The 22705-nt window shown below is 72.9% G+C and carries 21 protein-coding genes; 9 read left to right on the forward strand and 12 right to left on the reverse strand.

The genetic code is table 11. The features are described 5' to 3' along the window. The first annotated feature begins 52 nt into the window (after nt 1–52). Nucleotides 53–1594: a histidine ammonia-lyase gene (gene hutH / locus NRK68_RS21200; protein WP_183067095.1), complete on the forward strand. Its 1542-nt coding sequence runs from the start codon at nt 53–55 to the stop codon at nt 1592–1594. 112 nt (nt 1595–1706) lie between these two features. Here hutH and NRK68_RS21205 read toward each other — a convergent pair whose 3' ends face one another. Next, nucleotides 1707–2045, reverse strand: coding sequence for a hypothetical protein (locus NRK68_RS21205; protein ID WP_183066812.1), 339 nt, complete (start codon nt 2043–2045; stop codon nt 1707–1709). Between the two features lie 155 nt (nt 2046–2200). Between NRK68_RS21205 and NRK68_RS21210 the strand changes: the two genes are divergently transcribed. The 3 genes from NRK68_RS21210 to NRK68_RS21220 all read left to right on the forward strand — a co-directional run bounded on the left by NRK68_RS21210 (nt 2201) and on the right by NRK68_RS21220 (nt 5088). Then, nucleotides 2201–2494, forward strand: coding sequence for a hypothetical protein (locus NRK68_RS21210; RefSeq protein ID WP_030855423.1), 294 nt, complete (start codon nt 2201–2203; stop codon nt 2492–2494). Between the two features lie 131 nt (nt 2495–2625). After that, on the forward strand, nt 2626–3900 hold the full coding sequence (locus tag NRK68_RS21215; RefSeq protein WP_183066810.1) for a L,D-transpeptidase: 1275 nt from the start codon (nt 2626–2628) through the stop codon (nt 3898–3900). A gap of 222 nt (nt 3901–4122) precedes the next feature. Then, complete coding sequence (locus NRK68_RS21220) at nt 4123–5088, forward strand: GNAT family N-acetyltransferase (RefSeq protein ID WP_257856433.1); 966 nt, start codon at nt 4123–4125, stop codon at nt 5086–5088. On the opposite strand, the gene NRK68_RS21225 is transcribed toward NRK68_RS21220, so the two are convergent. Next, nucleotides 5078–6025 carry a helix-turn-helix transcriptional regulator gene (locus NRK68_RS21225; RefSeq protein WP_183066808.1) on the reverse strand — a complete coding sequence of 316 codons (948 nt, stop codon included), beginning with the start codon at nt 6023–6025 and terminating at the stop codon, nt 5078–5080. The two genes, NRK68_RS21220 and NRK68_RS21225, sit on opposite strands and share 11 nt — an antisense overlap. A 165-nt stretch (nt 6026–6190) precedes the next feature. On the opposite strand from NRK68_RS21225, the gene NRK68_RS21230 reads away from it, so the two are divergent. Further along, nucleotides 6191–7273, forward strand: coding sequence for an NAD(P)-dependent alcohol dehydrogenase (locus NRK68_RS21230; protein ID WP_183066807.1), 1083 nt, complete (start codon nt 6191–6193; stop codon nt 7271–7273). A gap of 63 nt (nt 7274–7336) precedes the next feature. Here NRK68_RS21230 and msrA read toward each other — a convergent pair whose 3' ends face one another. The 4 genes from msrA to NRK68_RS21250 all read right to left on the reverse strand — a co-directional run bounded on the left by msrA (nt 7337) and on the right by NRK68_RS21250 (nt 12241). Continuing rightward, on the reverse strand, nt 7337–8005 hold the full coding sequence (msrA, locus tag NRK68_RS21235) for a peptide-methionine (S)-S-oxide reductase MsrA (protein ID WP_183066806.1): 669 nt from the start codon (nt 8003–8005) through the stop codon (nt 7337–7339). A 73-nt stretch (nt 8006–8078) separates the two neighbouring features. After that, on the reverse strand, nt 8079–9239 hold the full coding sequence (locus tag NRK68_RS21240; RefSeq protein WP_257856434.1) for a hypothetical protein: 1161 nt from the start codon (nt 9237–9239) through the stop codon (nt 8079–8081). Beyond that, nucleotides 9236–10834 carry a M48 family metallopeptidase gene (locus NRK68_RS21245; protein WP_257856435.1) on the reverse strand — a complete coding sequence of 533 codons (1599 nt, stop codon included), beginning with the start codon at nt 10832–10834 and terminating at the stop codon, nt 9236–9238. The genes NRK68_RS21240 and NRK68_RS21245 overlap by 4 nt, the downstream gene beginning before the upstream one ends. Nucleotides 10835–11134: 300 nt before the next feature. Continuing rightward, nucleotides 11135–12241, reverse strand: a complete 1107-nt coding sequence (locus NRK68_RS21250; protein ID WP_183066803.1) for a hypothetical protein — start codon at nt 12239–12241, stop codon at nt 11135–11137. A gap of 76 nt (nt 12242–12317) precedes the next feature. On the opposite strand from NRK68_RS21250, the gene NRK68_RS21255 reads away from it, so the two are divergent. Further along, nucleotides 12318–13475: a cystathionine gamma-synthase gene (locus tag NRK68_RS21255; protein WP_183066802.1), complete on the forward strand. Its 1158-nt coding sequence runs from the start codon at nt 12318–12320 to the stop codon at nt 13473–13475. A 327-nt stretch (nt 13476–13802) separates the two neighbouring features. On the opposite strand, the gene NRK68_RS21260 is transcribed toward NRK68_RS21255, so the two are convergent. From NRK68_RS21260 to NRK68_RS21270, 3 genes are read right to left on the reverse strand one after another with little or no spacing between them, the layout of a single operon-like run. Then, nucleotides 13803–14057 (reverse strand): hypothetical protein, encoded by a 255-nt coding sequence (locus tag NRK68_RS21260; protein ID WP_257856436.1) that lies wholly within the window; start codon nt 14055–14057, stop codon nt 13803–13805. Next, a complete protein-coding gene (locus NRK68_RS21265; RefSeq protein ID WP_183066800.1) occupies nt 14054–14476 on the reverse strand; it encodes a sigma factor-like helix-turn-helix DNA-binding protein in 423 nt (140 codons plus the stop codon). Before NRK68_RS21265 ends, NRK68_RS21260 begins: the two co-directional genes overlap by 4 nt. Before the next feature lie 56 nt (nt 14477–14532). Then, nucleotides 14533–15054 carry a MarR family winged helix-turn-helix transcriptional regulator gene (locus tag NRK68_RS21270; RefSeq protein ID WP_183066799.1) on the reverse strand — a complete coding sequence of 174 codons (522 nt, stop codon included), beginning with the start codon at nt 15052–15054 and terminating at the stop codon, nt 14533–14535. A 252-nt stretch (nt 15055–15306) separates the two neighbouring features. Between NRK68_RS21270 and ilvA the strand changes: the two genes are divergently transcribed. Beyond that, nucleotides 15307–16539, forward strand: coding sequence for a threonine ammonia-lyase (gene ilvA, locus NRK68_RS21275; protein WP_257856437.1), 1233 nt, complete (start codon nt 15307–15309; stop codon nt 16537–16539). Between the two features lie 140 nt (nt 16540–16679). Here the strand turns inward: ilvA and greA are convergent, their stop codons facing one another. Continuing rightward, a complete protein-coding gene (gene greA / locus NRK68_RS21280) occupies nt 16680–17177 on the reverse strand; it encodes a transcription elongation factor GreA (RefSeq protein WP_030964565.1) in 498 nt (165 codons plus the stop codon). A 140-nt stretch (nt 17178–17317) separates the two neighbouring features. Continuing rightward, the gene (locus NRK68_RS21285) at nt 17318–17731 is read right to left on the reverse strand and encodes a DUF4307 domain-containing protein (protein ID WP_183066797.1); all 414 of its coding nucleotides are present in this window, start codon (nt 17729–17731) and stop codon (nt 17318–17320) included. 115 nt (nt 17732–17846) lie between these two features. Between NRK68_RS21285 and mca the strand changes: the two genes are divergently transcribed. Further along, nucleotides 17847–18728 carry a mycothiol conjugate amidase Mca gene (gene mca / locus NRK68_RS21290; protein ID WP_183066796.1) on the forward strand — a complete coding sequence of 294 codons (882 nt, stop codon included), beginning with the start codon at nt 17847–17849 and terminating at the stop codon, nt 18726–18728. Nucleotides 18729–18730: 2 nt separating this feature from the next. Next, entirely contained in the window at nt 18731–18958 is a 228-nt protein-coding gene (locus NRK68_RS21295) for a hypothetical protein (protein ID WP_046779111.1), read from the forward strand. A 155-nt stretch (nt 18959–19113) separates the two neighbouring features. Here the strand turns inward: NRK68_RS21295 and NRK68_RS21300 are convergent, their stop codons facing one another. Beyond that, entirely contained in the window at nt 19114–22563 is a 3450-nt protein-coding gene (locus tag NRK68_RS21300) for a tetratricopeptide repeat protein (RefSeq protein ID WP_257856438.1), read from the reverse strand. Nucleotides 22564–22705: the final 142 nt, after the last annotated feature.

The following is a 22705-nucleotide window of genomic DNA, read 5'->3' on the forward strand; positions in this document are numbered from 1 at the left end:
GTTCCAGCTAGTGACATACAGCGATTCAATCCGTAGGGTGCTGAATATGGATATGCACACTGTCGTGGTGGGGACGTCCGGTACCACCGCCGAGGACGTCATCGCCGTTGCCCGCGGCAACGCACGGGTCGAGCTGTCCGGCGAGGCGCTCGACGCACTCGCCCGCGCCCGCGAGATCGTCGACGCGCTGGCCGCCAAGCCCGAACCCGTCTACGGGGTGTCCACCGGGTTCGGCGCCCTCGCCTCCCGGCACATCAGTCCCGAGCTGCGCGCCCAGCTCCAGCGCAACATCGTCCGCTCGCACGCCGCCGGCATGGGCCCGCGCGTCGAGCGCGAGGTGGTCCGCGCGCTGATGTTCCTCCGCCTGAAGACCGTCGCCTCCGGCCACACCGGGGTGCGCCCCTCCGTGGCGCAGACCATGGCCGACGTGCTCAACGCCGGGATCACCCCGGTCGTCCACGAGTACGGCTCCCTGGGCTGCTCCGGCGACCTGGCGCCGCTGTCCCACTGCGCACTCGCGCTGATGGGCGAGGGCGACGCCGAGGGCCCCGACGGCACCGTCCGCCCCGCCGGCGAGCTGCTCGCCGAGCACGGCATCGAGCCCGTCGAACTCCGCGAGAAGGAGGGCCTCGCCCTCCTCAACGGCACCGACGGCATGCTCGGCATGCTGGTCATGGCCCTCGCCGACCTCGACCGGCTCTACAAGTCCGCCGACATCACCGCCGCCCTCACCCTGGAGGCGCTGCTCGGCACCGACAAGGTCCTCCAGCCCGAGCTGCACGCCATCCGCCCGCACCCCGGCCAGGGCGCCTCCGCCGCCAACATGGCCGCCGTGCTGAAGGGCTCCGGCCTGACCGGACACTTCCAGGAGGAGTCCGCGCCGCGCGTGCAGGACGCGTACTCCGTGCGCTGCGCCCCGCAGGTCGCCGGCGCCGGCCGCGACACCATGGCGCACGCCGCCCTGGTCGCCTCGCGCGAGCTGGCCTCCGCCGTGGACAACCCGGTGGTGCTGCCCGACGGCCGGGTGGAGTCCAACGGCAACTTCCACGGCGCCCCGGTCGCCTACGTCCTGGACTTCCTCGCCATCGCCGCGGCCGACCTCGGCTCCATCGCCGAGCGGCGCACCGACCGGCTGCTCGACAAGAACCGCAGCCACGGCCTGCCGCCGTTCCTCGCGGACGACGCCGGCGTCGACTCCGGTCTGATGATCGCCCAGTACACGCAGGCCGCCCTGGTCAGCGAGATGAAGCGGCTCGCGGTGCCGGCCTCGGCCGACTCGATCCCCTCCTCCGCCATGCAGGAGGACCACGTCTCGATGGGCTGGTCGGCCGCGCGCAAGCTGCGTACCGCCGTCGACAACCTGACGCGGATCATCGCCATCGAGCTGTACGCGGCCACCCGCGCCATCGAGCTGCGCCACGGCCTGACGGCCGCCCCGGCCAGCCTGGCCGCGATCGCCGCCGCCCGCGAGGCGGGCGTGCAGGGCCCCGGGCCGGACCGTTTCCTCGCCCCCGACCTGGCCGCCGCCGACGCGTTCGTCCGTACGGGCGGGCTGCTCGCCGCGGTGGAGCCGGTGACGGGTCCGCTCGCCTGACGACGAGCGCCCGCGCCGCACGGCCGAAGGGCCGCCCCGGGAGAGATCCCGGGGCGGCCCTTCGCCGTTGTAGGGGTGCCTTCGCGTTGCCTCCGCGGTCGTACGGGGCGCTCTACGCGCCGGGGGAGCGGCGTACCGAGAAGGCCACGAAGGCGGCCCCGACGCCCAGGCAGAAGGTGCCGCCCAGGAGATAGGGGGCGGTGTCGACGGAACCGGTGTCCGCGAGCGAGAGGGACTGCGCCCGCGCGCCCGAAGCGGAAGGCGCCGAGCCCGTGATCGTCCCGGTGGGAGCCGCCCCGTCGGCCGCCTCCGCGGCGTTCGCGCCCGCGGGTACGGCGGAGGTCCCCTCCGCCGCTTCCGGGGCGGTCGCGCCCGCCGAGGGCACGAACCACAGGGCGGCGAGGAGGGTGGTCGCTCCGAGAGCGGTGAGCAGCGGTCGGCGTGCGGACACGGTGCGATCCCCCTTGTGGCAGCAGCGAATTGGCCGTGTGCGGTGATGCTACGGAAAGGGGCGGGTCGTGGGAAAGTCAGGGCTTCTCCGGGCTTACTCTCCGTCCTATGAACCCTTCTGAGACATCACGATATGTACGACTTCGGGTGGATCTGGTGCTTGAAGTGCCGGACGCCCAGGCACTCACGGGTGCGGCACTCGACCACATCAAGGCCGACGAGTTCATGCCGGACGAGGAACGCAGCCATGCGGAAGCCGCCGTCCGGGAGGACGAATCGGAGGCGCTGGCCTACCTCGTCGACCCCACCGACCTGGTCCTGGACATCCCCGGGGTGGAACTCGCACAGGCATCCTGGAGCAGCGAGCCCGTCGAATACGACCCCGAGTCGATGGAGTGGGACCTCGACGAGGAAGATGGGGACTTCGACGAAGAACCCGACAACGCCTGACCGTGTGGTTGCCCACATCCCAACGGAATGTGGAACCGGCCGGCGCCGTTAACGCGTTGTCAGGACCAGGCGGGGGCTGCGTCCCCCGGCGGGCCAACCCCGAGACGGCGGTCTCGGGGTTTCCGGCAACGATGGAGTGGCGTGTGAGGACGGACAGCAAGCGGCGGAGAAGGTCCCTGGCGGCCATATCCGTCGTGCTCGGCGGCGTACTGGTGCTCTCGGCGTGCAGCGGCGACGAGGGCGGCGGGGACCCGAAGGGCAACGGGGAGGCCAGCAAGTCCCAGGCGGACGTGGACGCGGCAGCGGCCAAGGACACCTCGAAGGCCAAGATCACCATAGCCCCGAAGGACGGCGCGACCAATGTCGGCCTCAACGACGCGGCCAACGTCGCCGTCACCGACGGCACGCTGACCAAGGTCGAGCTGAAGACGAGCGAGGGCGCGGCCGTGGCCGGCGACATAGCCGCCGACGGCAAGAGCTGGAAGCCCAAGGGTGCGCTGAAGCGCTCGACCAAGTACGCCCTGTCGGCGACTGCCAAGGACGCGGACGGCAAGGAGGCGCACGAGAACGCCTCCTTCACGACCGTCTCCCCGGAGAACAGCTTCGTGGCCTCCTTCGTGCCGGAGGAGGGCCAGACCGTCGGCGTCGGCATGCCGGTCTCGATCACCTTCAACAAGGCGATCAAGGACAAGAAGGCCGTCCAGGCGGGCATCACGGTCTCCTCCAGCAGCGGCCAGGAGGTCGTCGGGCACTGGTTCAGCGCCCAGCGCCTGGACTTCCGCCCCGAGCAGTACTGGCAGGCGGGCTCCACCGTCACGCTGAAGCTGGCGCTGGAGGGCGTCCAGGGCGCTCCCGGCGTCCAGGGCGTCCAGAGCAAGACCGTCACCTTCAAGATCGGCCGCAGCCAGGTCTCCACGGTCGACGCGAAGACGAAGAAGATGACGGTCACCCGGGACGGCGCGGTCATCAAGACCATCCCGATCTCCGCGGGCGCCCCGGCCAACCCGACCTACAACGGTCAGATGGTGATCTCCGAGAAGTTCAAGGAGACCCGCATGAACGGCGCCACCGTGGGCTTCACGGACGCCGACGGCAAGGGCGAGTACGACATCAAGGACGTACCGCACGCCATGCGCCTGTCGAACTCCGGGACCTTCCTCCACGGCAACTACTGGGGTGCGGACTCGATCTTCGGTACCGCCAACACCAGCCACGGCTGCGTGGGCCTGAACGACGTCAAGGGCGCGGGCGACCCCAACCAGCCGGCCGCGTGGTTCTACGACAACTCGCTCATCGGCGACGTCGTCACGGTGATCAACTCCCCGGACAAGACCATCAAGCCGGACAACGGCCTCAACGGCTGGAACATGAACTGGGCCGACTGGAAGGCCGGCTCGGCCGCCTGACACCCGGCACGCCGGGCCGCGGGCCTGTACCACCACGAACGGCGGGGAACTCCACGGGTTCCCCGCCGTTCGTCGTCCCGGCCGCTCCGCACGAGGACCGCACGAGGACCGCACGAGGACCGCACGAGGACCGAACGACGGCTCCACGAGCACCGCACGACGGCCGCACGACGGCCGAAAACCCCTGGGCGGCGCGCCGGAGCGATCCCTAAGGTCGGGGCCATGATGATCACCCCCCTCGCCCAGCCCCCGTCCGACACCGAGGTGGACGCCTGGCTGGCGGTCCTCACCGAGGCCGCGGCCGCCGACCTGCCCCACCTGCCCCCGCCCTCCCGGGTGGAGGTCGCCGGACGGCTGCGCGTGACGCCGGCGCGCGGCCGGCCCGTGCTGTGGACGGCCGGCGAGGGCGGCAGCGACGGCGTGGCCGCCCTGCTCCTGTTCACGGAGGAGGGCAACACACACACCGCGTTCCTGGACGTGCTGACCGTGCGCCCCGAGGCCCGGCGCCGGGGCGTCGGCACCGCCCTGTGGGAGCGGGTCCGCGAGGAACTCCTCGCGGACGGCCGGACCTCGGTCGCGGTCATGCTCGACCTCGGCGGCCCCGGCCAGGCCTTCGCGGAGGCGATGGGCCTCGCGAACGTCCTGCCGATGGCCTGGTACGCACAGGAGATCCCGGCCGCCGTGCCCGTACCGGCCCAGGCCCCGCCCGGCTACGCGTTCCACACCTGGCACGGCCTCGTCCCGGACGCGTGGGCGCCGGCCGCGGCCGCCGCCCACGCGGCCATGGAGGACGCGCCGACCGGCGACATGGACGAGCGGATCCAGACCTGGACTCCCGAGCGGCTGCACACCCTCCAGCAGCTGGTCCTCGACCGGGGCGGCGAGATGATCACGGTCGCGGCGGTCACCCCCGGGGGCGAGGTGGCGGCGTACACGGAGATCGTCCTGCCGGATCCCGAGGGCACGAGCGCCGTCCAGTACGACACCGTGGTCGTACCCGCCCACCGCGGCCACGGCCTCGGACAGGCCGTGAAGGCGCACATGGCCGCGCAGGCCGCCGCGCGCCACCCGAGGCTGCGCCGCATCGCCACCACGGTGGCCGACGAGAACGGCCCCATGCGGGCGGTCAACGAGGCGCTCGGATACCGGCGGGAGCGCGGTGTGGGCATCTACCAGATCAAGCTGTAGCCGCGTCCCGCTCGGCGTCCTCCGCGACTGCCGGGACGGCCTCCTGCCCGGCCGCGGGCCCGGCAGCCGCCCCGGCGGCCTGCTCGGCGGCCCGCTGCGCGTCCCAGGACGCCAGCAGGCGCAGGGCGTCCTCGGAGGCCGAGCCCGGCTCCGCGTGGAAGGTGACCAGGGCCTGCGTCGGGTCGTCGGGGAGCGTCAGCGTCTCGAAGGACAGGCGCATCTCGCCGACGAGCGGATGCCTCAGCAGCTTCACCCCGTGCGTCTTGTCCGCCACGGTGTGCGCCGCCCACAGCCGCCGGAACTCCTCGTTCTTCACCGACAGCTCCCCGACCAGCGCCGACAACTGCTCGTCGTCCGGGTGCTGGCCCGCGTACAGCCGCAGGTTGCTGACGACCCAGCAGGCCTGGCACTCCCACTCCCCGTACAGCTCGGCGGTGGCCGGGTCCAGGAACATCAGCCGGACCAGGTTGCGTTCCGCCGCGGGGAGCGCTCCGAAGTCCCCGAAGAGCGCAGCCGCCAGCCGGTTCCAGCCGATGACGTCCTGCCGGTGCCCCACCAGGTACGCCGGTACGCCGTCCATCGCGTCCATCAGCGTGCGCAGTGCGGGCCGGACCTGCTGGGGCCGCCGGCTCTGGCGGCGCCTGCGCGCCTTCGGCCGCGCCAGATCCATCAGGTGCGCCCGCTCGGTGCCGTCCAGCCGCAGGGCCCGCGCGATGGCGTCCAGCACCTCCGCCGACACGTTGTGCCCGTCGCGCTGCTCCAGCCGCGTGTAGTAAGCGACCGACACCCCCGCCAGCTGTGCCAGTTCCTCACGGCGCAGCCCCGGTACGCGCCGGCGGCGCCCGTAGTCCGTCAGCCCCACGTCCTCCGGGCGCAGCCGTGCGCGGCGGGAGCGGAGGAACTCGCCCAGGCACGCTCGCTGATCAAGCTGGTCCATGCCGCCCAGTATCGCCGGGCCGGACGCCGCCCGGGGGGCGTCAGCCTGACCCCGCCAGTAGTAGGTTCGCCAGTCCTAGGAAGCACAGGGGGATGGGTGCCGGCGCGGGAGACCGGCAGTGTGGGGCGTACCGCAGAGACCACGGCTTCGAGGAGTACGCACCCCATGTCCGCCACCGCCACCGCCACCGAGGCCACCGCCACCCCGTACGCCCGGGTCGCTGCGTACGCCGCGCCCGCGCCGGGAGCCCCGCTGGAGCGCACCACCGTCCCGCGCCGCCCCGTCGGCCCCCACGACGTCCTCATCGACATCAAGTACGCCGGGATCTGCCACTCCGACATCCACCAGGCGCGCGACGGATGGGGCGAGGGCATCTACCCCATGGTCCCCGGCCACGAGATCGCCGGGGTCGTCGCCGAAGTCGGCGCGGACGTCACCCGGTTCACCGTCGGGGACCGGGTGGGCGTCGGCTGCCTGGTTGACTCCTGCCGCGAGTGCGAGTACTGCCGCAGCGGCCGCGAGCAGCACTGCGTGCAGGGCGCGACCGGCACCTACAACGCCCTCGACCGGAACGGCGAGCCCACCTACGGCGGCTACTCGACCCGGCTCGTCGTCGACGAGAACTACGCCGTCCGCATCCCCGACGGCCTCGGCCTCGCCGAGGCCGCCCCGCTGCTGTGCGCCGGCATCACCCTCTACTCGCCGCTGAAGCACTGGCAGGCGGGCCCGGGCAAGAAGGTCGCGGTCGTCGGCCTCGGGGGCCTCGGCCACATGGGCGTGAAGCTGGCGCACGCGCTGGGCGCGGAGGTCACCGTACTGTCGCAGACCCTCCGCAAGGAGGCCGACGGCCGGCGGCTGGGCGCCACCCACTTCCACGCCACCGCGGACGAGGCCGTCTTCGAGGAGCTCGCCGGGAGCTTCGACCTGGTCCTGTCCACCGTCTCGGCCCCGCTCGGCCTGGACGCCTACCTGGGCCTGCTGAAGGTCGACGGCGCGCTGGTGAACGTGGGCGCCCCGGAGGAGCCCGTCTCCCTGAACCTCTTCTCCGTCATCGGCGGCCGCAAGACCCTCGCCGGATCGATGATCGGCGGGATCGCCGAGACCCAGGAGATGCTGGACTTCTGCGCTGAGCACGGCCTGGGCGCGGAGATCGAACTCATCGACGCCGACCGGATCAACGAGGCCTACGCACGCGTCCTGTCCAGTGACGTCCGCTACCGCTTCGTGATCGACACCTCGACGATCTGAGGGCGTCCGCCCACCGGCCGGCCCGGCAGGCCGGTGGGCCCGCCGGGTCCGGGAGCGGGTGTCTCATTCCCCGGGGGCCGCGGCCACACCGATCGGGCAGGAGACGCCCGTGCCGCCGATGCCGCAGTAGCCGCCCGGGTTCTTGTCCAGGTACTGCTGGTGGGCCGCTTCCGCAGGCCAGAAGGGGCGCTCGGCCGCCGGCAGCACCGCCGTGGTGATCTGCCCGTAGCCCGAGGAGCCCAGGACCTGCTGGTAGGCGGTACGGGAGGCCTCCGCCGTCGCCTGCTGGGCGGGGGAGTGCGTGTAGACCGCCGAGCGGTACTGGGTGCCGACGTCATTGCCCTGGCGGAAGCCCTGCGTGGGGTCGTGGGACTCCCAGAACAGCTTGAGCAGGGCCGCGTAGGAGACCTGTGCGGGGTCGAAGACCACGCGGACGACCTCGGTGTGGCCGGTCAGGCCCGAGCACACCTCCTCGTACGTCGGATTCTCCGTGAAGCCGCCCTGGTAGCCGGCCAGCGTGGTCCACACCCCTGGGGTCTGCCAGAACTTGCGCTCCGCGCCCCAGAAACAGCCCAGCCCGAAGTCGGCGACCTCCAGGTGCGCCGGATAGGGGCCGGCCAGCGGGTTGCCGAGCACGGTGTGCTTCTCGGGAAGGGCGAACAGCGGCTCCGCGCGGCCCGTCAGGGCCTCCTCGCGGGTGGGGAGCTCGGGCGTACGGCGGTACGAGAACATGGATTCCCTCCTTGTGGGAGGGACAACGCGCGGAGGGCGGGCGGGGATTCCCCGGCCCGCCCTCCGCGCGTGGTCACGGTTCCATACCGGGCGTGACCACGCGCACCGCCCAGTCCCGTGCGTGCACGTAGCGGGACTTCGGCCAGTAGTACCAGGGCATCGCCCCGATGTGTCCGTCGATGTGGCGGAACTGCTCGACCGCCTCCGCGTCCCGGTCCTGCCAGAACAGGAACCAGGCGAGCAGGTGGCGCAGCCGGACCGTCCGCCAGTCGTCCGGATCGGCCGCCGCCAGGTCCACGAGGGCCGCATCGACCGCCGCGGCGACCTCCGGCTCCTTGAAGAAGGTCTCCGGCTCGAGGTCCGACTCGTGCAGTTCCTGCTCGACGTAGGCGATGAGCGGCAGCGCGGACAGCAGCTCACCCGGCTCGGCCCCGGCGGCGCACTCGCGGGCGAAGGCGAGCGCCCGCTCGTGCGAGCCGCGCCACTTCTGGCTCCAGTACTGCATGGCGTTGGTGTGGGCCGACAGGTTCTTCGGGTCACGCTTCGTGATCTGTGACCACAGCCGCCGGTACTGCTCGTGCGGGTACCCGAGGCCCAGGCTGACGGACTGCTCCACCATGTACGGAACCGGGTCCGCGGGGTCCGCCAGCCGCTGGGCCTCCCACGCCTGCTCCTGCGCCTTGGCCAACAGCTCGTGGAAGATCCGGAACTGCTCCTGGGTGGTGTGGCTGGCCCGCGCGGAGCCCCGTACGTTCCAGGCCACCAGGACGCCCGTGTCGGCGTTCACCAGGGCCGCGGACGGGTCGGCCGGCCGGGCCGCGCGCCAGGCCAGCAGCCAGGCGTCGTCCTCGGCCGCCACCTCGGCCAGGGCGCGGACGCGCTGCCAGCGCTCCTCCCAGTCCGTCCCGCACGCCTCGACGTACGCGGCTCCCGCCTCCCAGTCGCCGGCGCGGACCGCGTCGAGCGCGGCCTTGCGCTCGGGCGGGACGGGCAGGGCGTTGTCGGTGTCGAGGTCCTCCTCGGCCACGAAGCCCAGCGCGACGACCGCGGCGGCCTGCTGCGCCTTCTGCTCGGCCTTGGCGGCGGCGGTGCGGCCGTCGGAGGCCACGGTGCGGCCCTCCAGGGCGGCCACCTCCGCCTCCAGCCGCTTCGCCTTGCGGATGTAGTAGACGCCGCGCAGCACCTTGAACGCGCCGAACAGCAGCATGGCGCCGAGGATGTACAGACCGATCACGGGGCCAGCACCAGCTTTCGCAGGGGTTCGGTGTCGGGCACGTCGGCGACGACCGCGTCCAGGGCCAGACGGAGCTGCTCCTCGAAGCCCTCGGACGGGTAGTGCAGGGCGGCCGAGTCGGACCACGACAGCTGCCAGCGGGCCTGGCCCCGGCCGGTCAGCTCCACGGTGACCAGCTGGTTCAGGGCGCGCCGGACCACCGGGCGGGCGAACTCGCGGGCCGTGCGGCCCGTGGCGGCCGCGGCCTCCTCCGACTTCGGGAAGCGGTCGGCGATGCGCCAGCGCACCGCCGGGTCGGCGTCGACCGCGTCGAGGAGGGCGGGCAACCCGGGGCCGGCGCCCTCGGCGGCGAAGGTCTCACGGATCTCCTCCGCGCCCTGGCCGACGTACCGCGTCATCGACTCGTGGACCAGGTCCTCCCAGTCCATCCGCCGCAGGCCCAGGGCCTCCGGGGTGAGGACGGCCTGCTCCAGCGCGGCCAGCGCGGCACCCGCGTCGGTCAGCAGCTCCAGGGCGGGGCGGGCGCTCTGCCCGGCGCGGCCGTCGTCGGGCAGAGCCTCGATACGGGCGACTCGCTCGGCGAGCGGGGGGTGCGAGTCGTACGGGGAGACGGGCTCGGTCGACAGGTCCCGGCGCAGCCCGTCCAGCTCCTCCGCACGGGCGTCGAGCAGCTTGCGCAGGCCGCCGAAGACCTCGCCGGGGCGGGGCAGCAGACCGGCGCCGACGCCGAGGGTGGCGTAGGAGCTCATGTAGAAGCCGTGCGCGGAGTCGAGGGCGTTCAGCTCGCGCAGCGCCGAGGCGGCGGAGTCGCGGCCGGCGACGCGTACCGAGGCGAGGTCGGCGGCGAGTTCCTGACGGCGGCCGGCGGTGTGCGTGGCCCGCATGTAGAAGTTGCCGTACGCCATGTAGATCTTGGCCATGGCGCGGTACGTCGCGCCCTGGCCCGCGGTGTCGACGCCCTTGGCGTCCTTGCCCTTGGCGAGCCGCTTCTCGTCCCGCTTCTCCTGGCGGGCCCGCTCCTTGGCGACCTTGTTGTCGGCGCGCTCGTGGAAGTGGCCGATCGTCCGGATCAGCTGGGCGCGGCCGCGGGCGATCAGCGGGGTGAGCCGGGTGTCGAAGTTGGCGTAGTGGCCCATCTCGTGGGCGAGCACGGCGCGCAGCTGCATCTCGTCCAGGCCCGTCATCAGGGGCAGGCCGAGGTAGAGGCGGCGGGTCCCGGGCCGCAGGCCCAGCAGCCGGGCGTCCTCGGCGACGGCCGCGTTCACCTCGTCGATCAGCACGATCTCGTCGGGGGCGCGGGTGCCGACCTGCTGCGCGACCTCGCGCACGGTCTGCCACAGCACGGGCTCCTGCGCCTCGGTGACGGTGACCCCGGCCGGCGGCTCGCCCTTGGGGGTGCGAAGCATGAACAGGCCACGGACGATCGGGACGGCGAGGACGACCGACACGATGATGATCTTAAAGGCGACCGGGCCGTGCAGCTTGGTGACGACGGCGAAGTCGATGCCGACGAGGGCGGCGAGCAGGATGACGCCGAGCAGGTAGAAGCCTGCGAGCAGGACGAGCGCGCGCACGGCGCGCAAAGAAGCGCCCATATTGGACAGATCCCCCCACGGGATGAAGAAGAGCGGTGTTTCGGTGCTGAGACGCGTGGCGGGGGTCGATGGCCGCCACGCCGCATGATGCGGCTCAGAGATTGTTTACGGCAACCTTATTCACCGCTCGTCGCCGCTGGTCGTGGGGGTACCCGCGGGTAGGGCCTGGTGGCCGCACCGCTCTTCCGGCGCGCGTGCGCGGCGGGCGGGCCGGCGGATTCCCGGTGGATTGCCGGTGGTCCCGGCAGGGGTGGAGTGCCACCCGCCGGGGCCACCGGCACGGTGCCGGGAGGGTGACCGTTACTGCGGCAGTGTCGCCGGGGAGCCGCCGTTGGCCTCGTAGCCCGCCACCGCCAGCGCCCGGTACACCGCGTACTGCGCCGCCGGGTCCTCGGCCGCCGACCACGGCAGGGCGCCGACATAGCCGTCCACGTGCCGGACCTGCTCCATCGCCTCCGCCCACCGCTCCATGTTGACCAGGAACAGCAGCAGCAGGTGCCGTACGTGCGCCAGCATCGGGTCGTCCGGGCGGGCCGTGTGCACCGCGTACAGCGCGCCGCCCACCGCCCGCGTCACGGCCTCGCTCCGGTAGAAGCCGCCGCTCAGGATCACGTCCGGCAGGTTTTCGTACAGCGCGAACAGCGGCAGCGCCGCCAGCAGCGAGCCCTGCGGGGCACGCGCCGCCGCCGCGTGCGAGAAGGCGTCGGCCTTCTCCCGCGAGCCGTGCCACTTCGCGCACCAGTAGTGCAGCGCCGCCAGGTGCGCGCCCATGTGCTCCGGCGCCCGGTCGATGACCTTCGCCCACAGCTCGTCGAACTCCGCCTCCGGGTACGCCAGACCCCGGGCGATCGACAGCTCCGTGATGTAGGGGACCGGGTCCCCCGGAGCCAGCAGCGCGGCCTTGCGGCACGCCTCCCGGGCCTCCTCCAGGATGATCCGGTGGTCCTCCGCCCCGACACCGCCCGAATGCCGCCACGCCTGCTGCACCAGCAGCTCCGCGTGCACCTGCGCGCCACCGGCGTCCTTGTCCGCCTCCAGCCGCCACGCCTTCAGCCACTGCGCGCCCACCCCGGGCTGCGCCACCAGCTCCAGCGCCGCCGAGCCGCCGAAGGCCTGGACGCGCTGCCAGCGCACCTCACCCTCCCGCGGGGTCCCGGCGAGCAGCTGCGAGGCCGCCTGCCACTGCCCGGTGCGCCGCACGTTGTCGAGCGCGTCGATCAGGTCCTGGTCGGGTCCGGGGAGGCGGATGTCGAGGTCCTCCTGCCGGTCGAATCCGTAGTTCGCCGGGTCGGCCGCGTCAGGGCTGCCCGGCGCGACCAGGCGGACGCCGCCGCGCCGGCGCCGGACGTACGGTCCGACGATGAACACGATCATGAGCACCGCGAACAGCAACCACAGAATCTCCATGCCTTCAGCGAACCAGACCGAGGGGGCGGGAGGCGAACAGGGGGGTGTACGCCGGGCCGGGGCATAGCATCGGACCATGAGCGACGACAGCCACGAGCACCAGAGCTTCGAGACCCGCGCGATCCACGCGGGCAACACCGCCGACCCGCAGACCGGCGCGGTCGTGCCCCCGATCTACCAGGTGTCCACCTACAAGCAGGACGGCGTCGGCGGACTGCGCGGCGGCTACGAGTACAGCCGCAGCGCCAACCCGACCCGCACCGCGCTGGAGGAGAACCTCGCGGCACTGGAGGGCGGCCGCCGCGGCCTCGCCTTCGCGTCCGGACTGGCCGCCGAGGACTGCCTGCTGCGCACGCTGCTCTCCCCGGGCGACCACGTGGTCATCCCCAACGACGCCTACGGCGGAACCTTCCGCCTCTTCGCGAAGGTCGTCTCCCGCTGGGGAGTGGAATGGTCGGTGGCCGACACCTCCGACGCCGATTCCGTCCGCGCCGCCCTCACCCCGAAGACGAAGGTCATCTGGGTCGAGACCCCCTCCAACCCGCTGCTCGGCATCACCGACATCGCCGTCGTCGCCGACATCGCGCGGACCGCCGGCGCCAAGCTGGTCGTGGACAACACCTTCGCCTCGCCCTACCTCCAGCAGCCGCTGGCGCTGGGCGCGGACGTGGTCGTGCACTCGCTGACCAAGTACATGGGCGGGCACTCCGACGTCGTCGGCGGCGCGCTGGTCACCGCGGACGAGGCGCTCGGCGAGGAACTGGCCTACCACCAGAACGCGATGGGTGCGGTGGCCGGGCCGTTCGACTCGTGGGTCGTGCTGCGGGGCATCAAGACCCTGGCCGTCCGCATGGACCGGCACGCGGAGAACGCGGCCAGGATCGTCGAGGTGCTCCAGCGCCACCCGAAGGTCACCAAGGTCCTCTACCCGGGCCTGCCCGAGCACCCGGGCCACGAGATCGCCGCCAAGCAGATGCGCAACTTCGGCGGCATGGTTTCCTTCCAGGTCGCCGGTGGCGAGGAGGAGGCCGTCGCGGTCTGCGGCCGCACCAAGATCTTCACGCTGGCCGAATCCCTGGGCGGCGTCGAGTCGCTCATCGAGCACCCGGGCCGCATGACGCACGCGTCGGTCGCCGGCTCGGCGCTGGAGGTTCCGGCGGACCTGATCCGCGTCTCGGTGGGCATCGAGAACGCCGACGACCTGATCGCGGACCTCACCCAGGCCCTGGGCTGACCGCCTGCCCCGCGGGCGCCGGGCCCACCCCCGGCCCCGGCGGGGCACCATCTCGGTCTCGCCGGTGTATGAGCGGGGGCACCTCCCAGCGGTGGCCGGGGGAGCCGGGTTTCCCGGGGCGCTGCCCCAGACCCCGCGCCTCGAACGCCGGCGGGGCCGGGTTTGGCTCGGCGAGGCCGGGTGCGGCCCGGCCGAGGCCGAAGTGGGCCGGCGGGGCTGAGTTTTGCCCGGCGAGGCTGGGATGACCCCGGCGAAGCCGAAGTGGCGGCGCGGCTGGGATGGCCCCGGCCAGGGCGGGGGTGGGCCCGGCGCAGCCGAGGGGTGGGGTTACCAGCCCTCCAAGGGTGGGGAGATGCCGCTCGGCGGGCCCGACCAGGGACGGGTCAGGGACGCCCAGACCACGAAAGCCACGGCGGCAGCGAACAGCACCGCCCACCCGACCCGGCGCAACGTCCGACGCCGCCGCAGCAGCCGGTCCCCGCGGGCCGCCGCGCCCGCGGCCAGGCCCGTCGGGACCACCGGGTACGGGCCCTCCAGGAGCCGCCTGACCTGGGCCTCCTTCCGGTCGGGAATCCCGCTCACGCCGCCTCCCGGGCCCGTAGCAGGGACACCGCCCGGTTGCACAGCACGCGCACCCGCTCCACCGGCATCCCGAGCTGCGCCGCCGTGACCTCCTCCGCGAGCCCCTCGTAGAGCCGCAGGACCAGCACGAGCCGCTCCTGCGGGCTCAGCCGCGCCAGCACGCCCGTCCCGCCGTGGTGGCGCCAGGCGGTCCGGGCGAAGGCCGTGCACAGCTCGTGGCGGGTGAAGTCGTACGGGTCGTCCGCGCGCAGCCGCCGCCAGTGCGCGTACGTACGGGCCAGCGCGCCCGCGAGCAGCCGGCGGGCCGGCTCCGGTTCACCGGTCAGCAGCACCGCGACATGCAGCAGCCGCCCTGCCGCACCCGCGACGAAGGCTTCGAACTCCCCGTAGGAGCCGGACTGTTGATCAACCGCCCGCATGCTCACATAGTGCGGCCGGTGGGACCGGTCAGGTCAAGAGGACGGACATACTCCGCTCAGGAGGCCGGACCGGCTTCGGTCACGGCCGCCATCAGCTCCGACAGCGACAGGTTGAAGCGCGTCAGCAGCCCGGTGAAGGACTCGCGCTCGTCCTCGCTCCAGCCCTCCGTGACCCGCGCCATGAGCTCGCGCCGCGAGGACCGCACCTCCTCCAGCCGCGCCAGCCCCCGCGGGGACAGCGCGAGGACCACGGCCCGCCCGTCCTCCGGGTGCGAGGTCCGCTTGACCAGGCCCCCGTCGACCAGCGGTGCGACCTGCCGGGTCACCGTGGACGAGTCGATCCCCATGCCACCGGCGAGCGCCTTGACGCCCATCGGGCCTTCCAGGTCGAGCCGGTTGAGCAGCAGGTAGGCGGCGCGGTCCATCGAGTTGCGGGCCTGGCCCACGCCGCCCAGACGGGTCTGCTCGGCGCGGCGGGCGAAAACCGCCACCTGGTGCTGGAGCGCGTCGAGGAGACCGGCTCCGGCGGGCGCTTCGGCCTGCACGGGCAGATCGGAATTGGCCGGGGAGGAAGGCATGGCCGTGGGCTCTCTTCGCGTGGGTCCGACAAGGATGGGGGACAGCGTACGCGGCCCTGCGGCGGCTCGTACGCCTCGTTCGAGAACTGGTACGACCCGCCGGGGCACCCGTCCCACGGCCGTTCCGGATGGCGAGATTTCGCCCCCGCGCCCCCAACCCACCCCGACCCCCGCCGCAGAGCCCCCCGGCCCCTGCCGGGGCTCCCGTGGACGCTCCCGGCCCGGCCGCTCCCGGGCTGCGAGACTGACCGCATGAACTACCGCGTGCCCCAGCCCGTCCCCCAGGTCATCCTCGACGACGTCCGGGGGGCCCAGAAGATGCTGTCCGGCGTCTCCCGGGTCACGCCGATGGAAGGCAGCAGGCACCTCTCCGCCCTCACCGGCTCGCCGGTCCACTTCAAGTGCGAGAACCTCCAGCGCACCGGCTCCTTCAAGCTCCGCGGCGCGTACGTACGCATCGCGGGCCTGCGCCCCGAGCAGCGCGCCGCCGGCGTCGTGGCCGCCAGCGCCGGCAACCACGCCCAGGGCGTGGCGCTCGCCTCCTCCCTCCTCGGGGTCCGCTCCACCGTGTTCATGCCGGTCGGGGCACCGCTGCCGAAGGTCGCGGCGACCCAGGAGTACGGGGCCGACGTACGCATGCACGGCCAGGTCGTCGACGAGACCCTCGCCGCGGCCCAGGAGTACGCCGACCGCACCGGAGCGGTGTTCATCCACCCCTTCGACCACCGCGACATTATCGCCGGCCAGGGCACGGTCGGCCTGGAGATCCTGGAGCAGTGCCCGGAAGTACGCACCGTCCTGGTCGGGGTCGGCGGCGGCGGGCTCGCCGCCGGTGTGGCCGTCGCGGTGAAGGCGCTGCGGCCCGACGTGCGGGTCGTCGGGGTGCAGGCGGCCGGCGCGGCCGCGTACCCGCCCTCCCTCAAGGCCGGCCACCCCGTCTCGATCGACCACCCGAACACCATGGCCGACGGCATCAAGGTGGGCCGCCCCGGCGACGTCCCCTTCCGCATCATCGGCGAGCTCCTCGACGACGTGCGCACGGTGTCCGAGGACGCCCTCTCCAGCGCCCTGCTGCTGTGCCTGGAACGGGCGAAGCTCGTCGTCGAGCCGGCCGGATGCAGCACGGTCGCCGCCCTGCTCAGCGAGCCCGAACTGTACGGCGCCGGCCCGGTGGTGGCCGTACTGTCCGGTGGGAACGTCGACCCGCTCCTGCTCCAGCGCATCCTGCGGCACGGCATGGCGGCGGCCGGCCGCTACCTGTCGCTGCGGCTGCGCGTGGCCGACCGGCCCGGCGCGCTCGCCGGACTCCTGGGGGTGCTGTCGGTGGTCGACGCGAACGTGCTGGACGTCAGCCACGTACGGACCGACCCGCGGCTGGGCCTCACGGAGGTGGAGGTGGAGCTGCAGCTGGAGACGAAGGGGCCGGAGCACTGCGCGGAGGTCGCGCGGACCCTGCACGGCGCCGGGTACAAGGTGATGGCCTAGGGGCGGGCCCTTCCTGCGGGCCCCCGGCGGCCGTACGCGAGGCCCCGTACGCGTCGCCCCGTACGCGTGCCCCGTACGCGTGATGCCCGGCCGGAGAACCGGCCGGGCATCACGCATGAACCAACAGTGATCGGGGGTGATCAGCCGGTGAAGGGCTTGACGTCTAGGATCCTGACCGAGGCCTTCTTGCCGTTCGGCAGCTCGTACTCGGCGTCCTCGCCGATCGACTTGCCCATGACGCCGGTGCCCAGCGGGGACTGCGGGGAGTACGTCTCGAAGTCCCCGGACGCGTACTCGCGCGACGCCAGCAGGAACTCCATCGTGTCGTCCTCGTCGCCGTCGAAGGCGATCTTCACGAGGGTGCCCGGCGCCACCACGCCGTCGGAGGCGGGGGCCGTGCCGACCTTCGCGTTCTCCAGGAGCTGCGTGAGCTGGCGGACCCGGAGCTCCTGCTTGCCCTGCTCCTCCTTGGCCGCGTGGTATCCGCCGTTCTCGCGGAGGTCACCCTCCTCGCGGGCGGCGGCGATCTTCGCGGCGATCTCCGTGCGGGCGGGACCAGAGAGGTAGTCCAGCTCCGCCTTCAGCTGGTCGTACGCCGCCTGGGTCAGCCAGGTGACGCTCTCGCTCGTCTGGGTCACGGGTGCTCCTCGTCGGTACAGGGGACTACACGCCCGCCAGCGGCGGGCGAAACCACGAGCCTAACAATTCGGGAAGAAAAGGGGGAGGACCCCAGAGGGGCATTGCCCCGTCGGCCGTGCTCCCAAGCCTCGGAGCAGCCTCAGTCGGCGGACGCCGCCGGCTGGCACCCCACCAGCTCGATCATGGTGGCCCGGCCGGTGGTCTTCACGGAGACGACCTCGTCCACCCGCGACTCCCGCTGGGCGAAGGTGAAGTCGGCACGACCCACCTCGGCGTGCTGCTCGTCCTGCGAGACCATGGTGCAGACGCCGGTGACCGAAGCGTCCTTGCGGACCTCCAGGTGCACCTTCACCTCGGTGTCCGAAATCACCTGGAACTTGATCACCTCGGCGCTCACGCTCCGCCCCGCGACGTAGTCCCAGCCGATCCAGCCGATCACGCCCAGCAGCACGGCACCCAGCGCAGCGCCGATGATCTTGAGCTTCCGGTCCGTACGCTCGTCCGCCGACCGGCCGTACCGGCCCTCGGGCAGTCCCTCGCGCACCGCGCTCATGATCTTTTCCTCTCGCTGGGGAGGGTGGGTCACCGGGCCGCCCCTGGAATTTTCCGTCCCCCAGTTCGGTCACTATAGAAGCCGAGTGTCGCGCCGAATCGCAGAGGATCCTGTTTTGACCGAGCAGCTTCGACTGATGGCCGTCCACGCCCACCCCGACGACGAGTCGAGCAAGGGCGCGGCCACGATGGCCAAGTACGTGTCCGAGGGGGTCCCCGTGATGGTCGTGACCTGCACGGGCGGCGAGCGGGGCTCCGTACTGAACCCCAAGCTCCAGGGCGACAAGTACATCGAGGAGAACATCCACGAGGTGCGCGCCAAGGAGATGGAGGAGGCCCGCCAGATCCTCGGCGTCCAGCAGGAGTGGCTCGGCTACGTCGACTCCGGCCTGCCCGAGGGCGACCCGCTGCCCCCGCTCCCCGACGGCTGCTTCGCCCTCGCGGACGTCGACGAGGCCGCGGGCGAGCTGGTCAAGAAGATCCGTGCGTTCAAGCCGCAGGTCGTCACCACGTACGACGAGAACGGCGGCTACCCGCACCCCGACCACATCATGACCCACAAGATCTCCATGGTGGCCTTCGACGGCGCGGGGGACACCGAGAAGTACCCCGAGGCCGAGTACGGCCCCGCCCACCAGCCGCAGAAGCTCTACTACAACCAGGGCTTCAACAAGCCGCGCACCATCGCCCTGCACGAGGCGATGCTCTCCCGCGGCCTGGAGTCCCCCTACGGAGAGTGGCTGGAGCGGTGGAAGGAGTTCGAGCGCAAGGAGCGGACCCTGACCACCCACGTCCCCTGCGCGGACTTCTTCGAGATCCGTGACAAGGCGCTCATCGCGCACGCCACGCAGATCGACCCGGACGGCGGCTGGTTCCGCGTTCCCATGGAGGTCCAGAAGGAGGTCTGGCCCACCGAGGAGTACGAGCTCGCCAAGTCGCTCGTCGACACCTCCCTCCCCGAGTCCGACCTCTTCGCGGGCATCCGGGAGAATGCCTAGCCATGAGCGCTACGCAGGCAGCACTGACCCAGCTCCTCCCCCTGGCGGGTGACACCTTCGACAAGAACAAGGTGACCCCCGGCATCCTGGGCTTCCTCGTGTTCGCGGCCCTCGCACTCGGCGTGTGGGCCCTGATGAAGTCCATGAACCGGCACATGGGCCGGGTCGACTTCGAAGAAGCCCCGGACCCGGTCGCCCCCGCCACCCCCACGGCGAAGCCGACCAGCTAGCCCGTCCGGCCGTTGCCGACCCGTCGCAGGGCGGCGGGTCGGCAATCCCGGCCTGCCCGCCGGCCGCCGCCGTGGGCGGGCGCCGGGGCCGCGGCGCCTCGCGGCCGGCGGCGGACTGGGGCGGGCGCCGGTCAGGGCCGGGGGCGGGAGCGGGGTCAGGAGCGGGGTACGCCCATGACCTCCCGTGAGTGGAGGTTCGGTACCAGGCCCAGACGCCACGCCTGCCAGCCCTCGGCCGGGTCCACGCCCCGGCCCAGGATCACCCCGTACGTCTCCAGGCACTCCTCCAGCCGGCCGTCACGCGCCGGATGCGGCGCCTGAGCCAGCCGCGCCAGCTCCGCCCGCGCCTCCTCCGGCACCCCCGGCCCCGCCAGCCCCACGTACGGCAGCAGCGTGCACCGCAGGAACCGCGCCCAGTCCTCCCCGCGCCGGTCCCCGTACGAGATGAACAGCCGGACCGCCTCCTCGCACAGGCCGAGCGCCTGCGACAGCCGCCCGTTGCCCGCGTCGACCACCGCCAGCTCCAGGCACGTCCACGCCTCCCCGTGCGCCAGCCCGATCCGCTGGAAATCCGCCCGCGCATCCACCAGCAGCTGCCGGGCGAAACCCGAGTTCTTCAGGTTCCCCGTCTGCGCCGCCCGCTGGTCCCGCGTCACCCGGCCCGAATGATGGCGCGCATGCGCCAGCCCGTACACGTCCCGCATCCGCGAGAACATGGTCCGCGCCCGCTCCAGCTCCCGCACCGCCTGGTCCCGCTCCCCGCTCACCTCCAGCGCCTGCCCCAGGTAGTACTGCGTCCACGCCTCCCCGCGCGCGTCCTCCGCCTCCCGGTGCCGCGCGAGCGCCTCCCGCAGCCGCTCCACCGCCGGCCCCGGATCCCCGTCCACCACCCGCGCCCGGCCCAACTGCGTCAACGCCCAGGCCTCACCACGGTCGTCCCGGGTCCGCCCGTACAACTGCAACGCCAGGTCCAGCTCCTTCTCCGCCCGCTCCACCTCACCGAACCGCAGGTGCACCTGCCCCAGCTGGAAGTGCGCCCACGCCTCCCCGTGCACGCTCTCGCTCTCCCGGTGCAGCTCCAGCGACGTCTCCAGCAGCCGCGTCGCCTCCGCCAGGTGCGCCAGATCCCGTTCCACCGCCGCCAGCGCGTGCAGCCCCCACGCCCGGTCACCCGCCAGCTCCGCGGGCTCCTGCAACGCCAGCGCCTCACGGATGCGTACCGCCGCCTCCGGCAGATTCCCCTGGTGGTGCAGCGTGATGCCGAGCGAAACCAGCGCCATCGCCGCCCCCGCCTCCTGATGGGCCTCCATGTACTGGTCCACCACCGACGTCAGCGTGGTCCGCGCCTTGTCCAGCTCACCCAGCTGCCGCGCCGCGATACCCGTACGCCACTGCACCGACCGCACCAGCCGCCCCTGCGGCCCCGCCTGATCCTGCCGACCCGCCGCCACCGCCTGCGTCAGCTCGTCGATCTCACCCAGCCGGTACAGGTCCCCGCGCAACAGACAGAAGTCGCACAGCGCACCCAGCAGGTCCAGCACCGCCTGCTGGTCCACCCCCTCCGAGTGCCGCAACGCCGCCGTGATGAAACTCGACTCGTCGTCCAGCCACCGCAGCGCCGCGTCCAGCGAGACGAAGCCGTGGCCCCCGAACTGGTTCGCCCGCGTCGACATCTTCCCGTCGACCATCCGGATCACCGAGTCCGCGAGCTGCGCGTAGTTCCGGATCAGCCGCTCGTGCGCCGCCACGGCCTCCGCCCGGTCCTCATCCGCCGCGAGCCGGGCCGCCGCGTACGCGCGCACCGCGTCATGCATCCGGAACCGCTGACCCCGCACCCGCTCGATCAGGCCGGCCTCCCACAGCTCCTCCAGCGTCCGCAGCGCCGCCTGCTCCGGTACGTCGGCCAGCGCGGCCGCCGCCGCACCCCCGAGCGAGGCCCGCCCCGCCAGCGGCAACCGCCGCAGCAGCAGCCGCGCCGGCTCGGCCAACCGCGCAACGGCCACCCGCAACGCCGCCTCCACGGGGTGCACACCGGTCCTGGCCCCTGCCCCGGTCCGGTCATCGCGACCCGAAGCATCCGCCCCGGTGCCGTCACCGCGACCGGAGGCATCCGCCCCGGTGCCGCCATCGCCGCCCGAGGCATCCGCCCCGGCCCGGTCATCGCCACCGGAGGAATCCGCCCCGGTCCGGTCACCGCCGCCGGAGGCCACCGCCCCGGCTCCGCCCGCAACGGCCACCCCGTCCCGTACCAGCGGAGCCAGCATCCGCAACGCGAGCGGCAGCCCGCCGCTCACCTCCACCACCGAGGCCACCCCGGCAGCGGACCCCGCGGCCGCCGCCTCCGGCGCCACCGCCCGCACCAACTCCGCCGACTCGTCCCCGCCCAGCCTCTCCACCGGCAGCTGATGCACCCACGCCGCCAGATCCCCCGGCAATTCCAGCGGCTCCCTCGCCGTCACCAGCACCAGACTCTCCGAACGCTCCGGCACCAGCATCCGCACCTGCGCCGCATCCACCGCGTCGTCGAGCAGCACCGTCACCGGCAACCCCCGCAGATGCTGGTGGTACAACTCGCCCAGCCGCCTCACCTGCTGCTCCGCCGACGCCCCCTCCCGGAACAACAACTGCTCCCGCGGCGCACCCAGCCGGTTCATCAGATGCAGCAACGCCTCCCGCATCGACAGCGGCGCCTCACCCGGCTCACCACCCGTCGAGCCACCCCGCATGTCCACCACACACGCACCGCGGAACTGGTCCCGCAACGCGTGTGCCGCCCGCAGCGCCAGCGCCGTCCGCCCCACCCCCGGTTCCCCGTGCAGCACCACCACTACCGGGCGGGTCTCCGTACTCGCCCGCGCCGCCTGCACCCACTGCGCGATCCGCGTCAGCTCCGCCCGCCGCCCCGCGAACCGGTCCGCCACATCCGGCAACTGCCCGAACGAATGCTCCAGCGCACTGCGCCGCCGCGCCTCCGCACTGCGATCCACCCCGCGCAACGCCGGCCCGGAGGTCCGCGCCGACGACAACGCGACCGGCCGCGGCGCCCGCGGCGCCCGCGCCGCCGCGGCCACCGCACGCTGCTGCTCCAGGAACGGACGTATCCCGCGCACCTCCAGCGCCGACAGCCACTGCAGCCTCAACTGCTCCGCCCCGCCGGGCCGCCCCCGCTCCCCGGCCCGCCGGTTCGCAGCCGGCACGTGCAGCGCCGTCACCTTCGCCACGGTCGCCACCGCCCCCGCGATCCCCACGACAGCGCCCGCCGTCAGCGCCGTACCCGCCGCGACACCCAGCGACAGATCCGCCCCGACGGCCGCCGCTGCCGCGACCGCGGTCACCAGCACCGCCGTCGACGTATCACCCCGCCGGAACGCCTCACCCAGCGACTGCTCCCCGGCCGCCGCCTCGTCCAACGCCCGTACGTACGCCTCGTACTCGGGAGCCGCACTCGCGGCGAGCGCGTCCAGGGCCTCCGTACCGCGCGCCAGCAGCGCAGCCCTGTCCACCGCCCCGCCCACGGCATCCGCCGAGCCCGCCCCCCGCCGGACCGCCTCGTCCACAGCCCGCTCCAACAAGCGCTCGGCTTCACCGCGATGGCTGTCCCGCATCGGCATCCCCTCAGAGAGCTCCGGCAACGTGCCACAAGTGTCCTGCGCGACTCCACCGCGCGCGAGGGAATCTGAGCTAGTTCAGAGGGAAGCGGCCACTCCTTCGTGCAGGTGTGCCGAAACCGACAACTCCCTTGTGTGC

The organism is Streptomyces yangpuensis (assembly GCF_024666385.1).
In the GTDB taxonomy this organism is placed as follows: domain Bacteria; phylum Actinomycetota; class Actinomycetes; order Streptomycetales; family Streptomycetaceae; genus Streptomyces; species Streptomyces yangpuensis.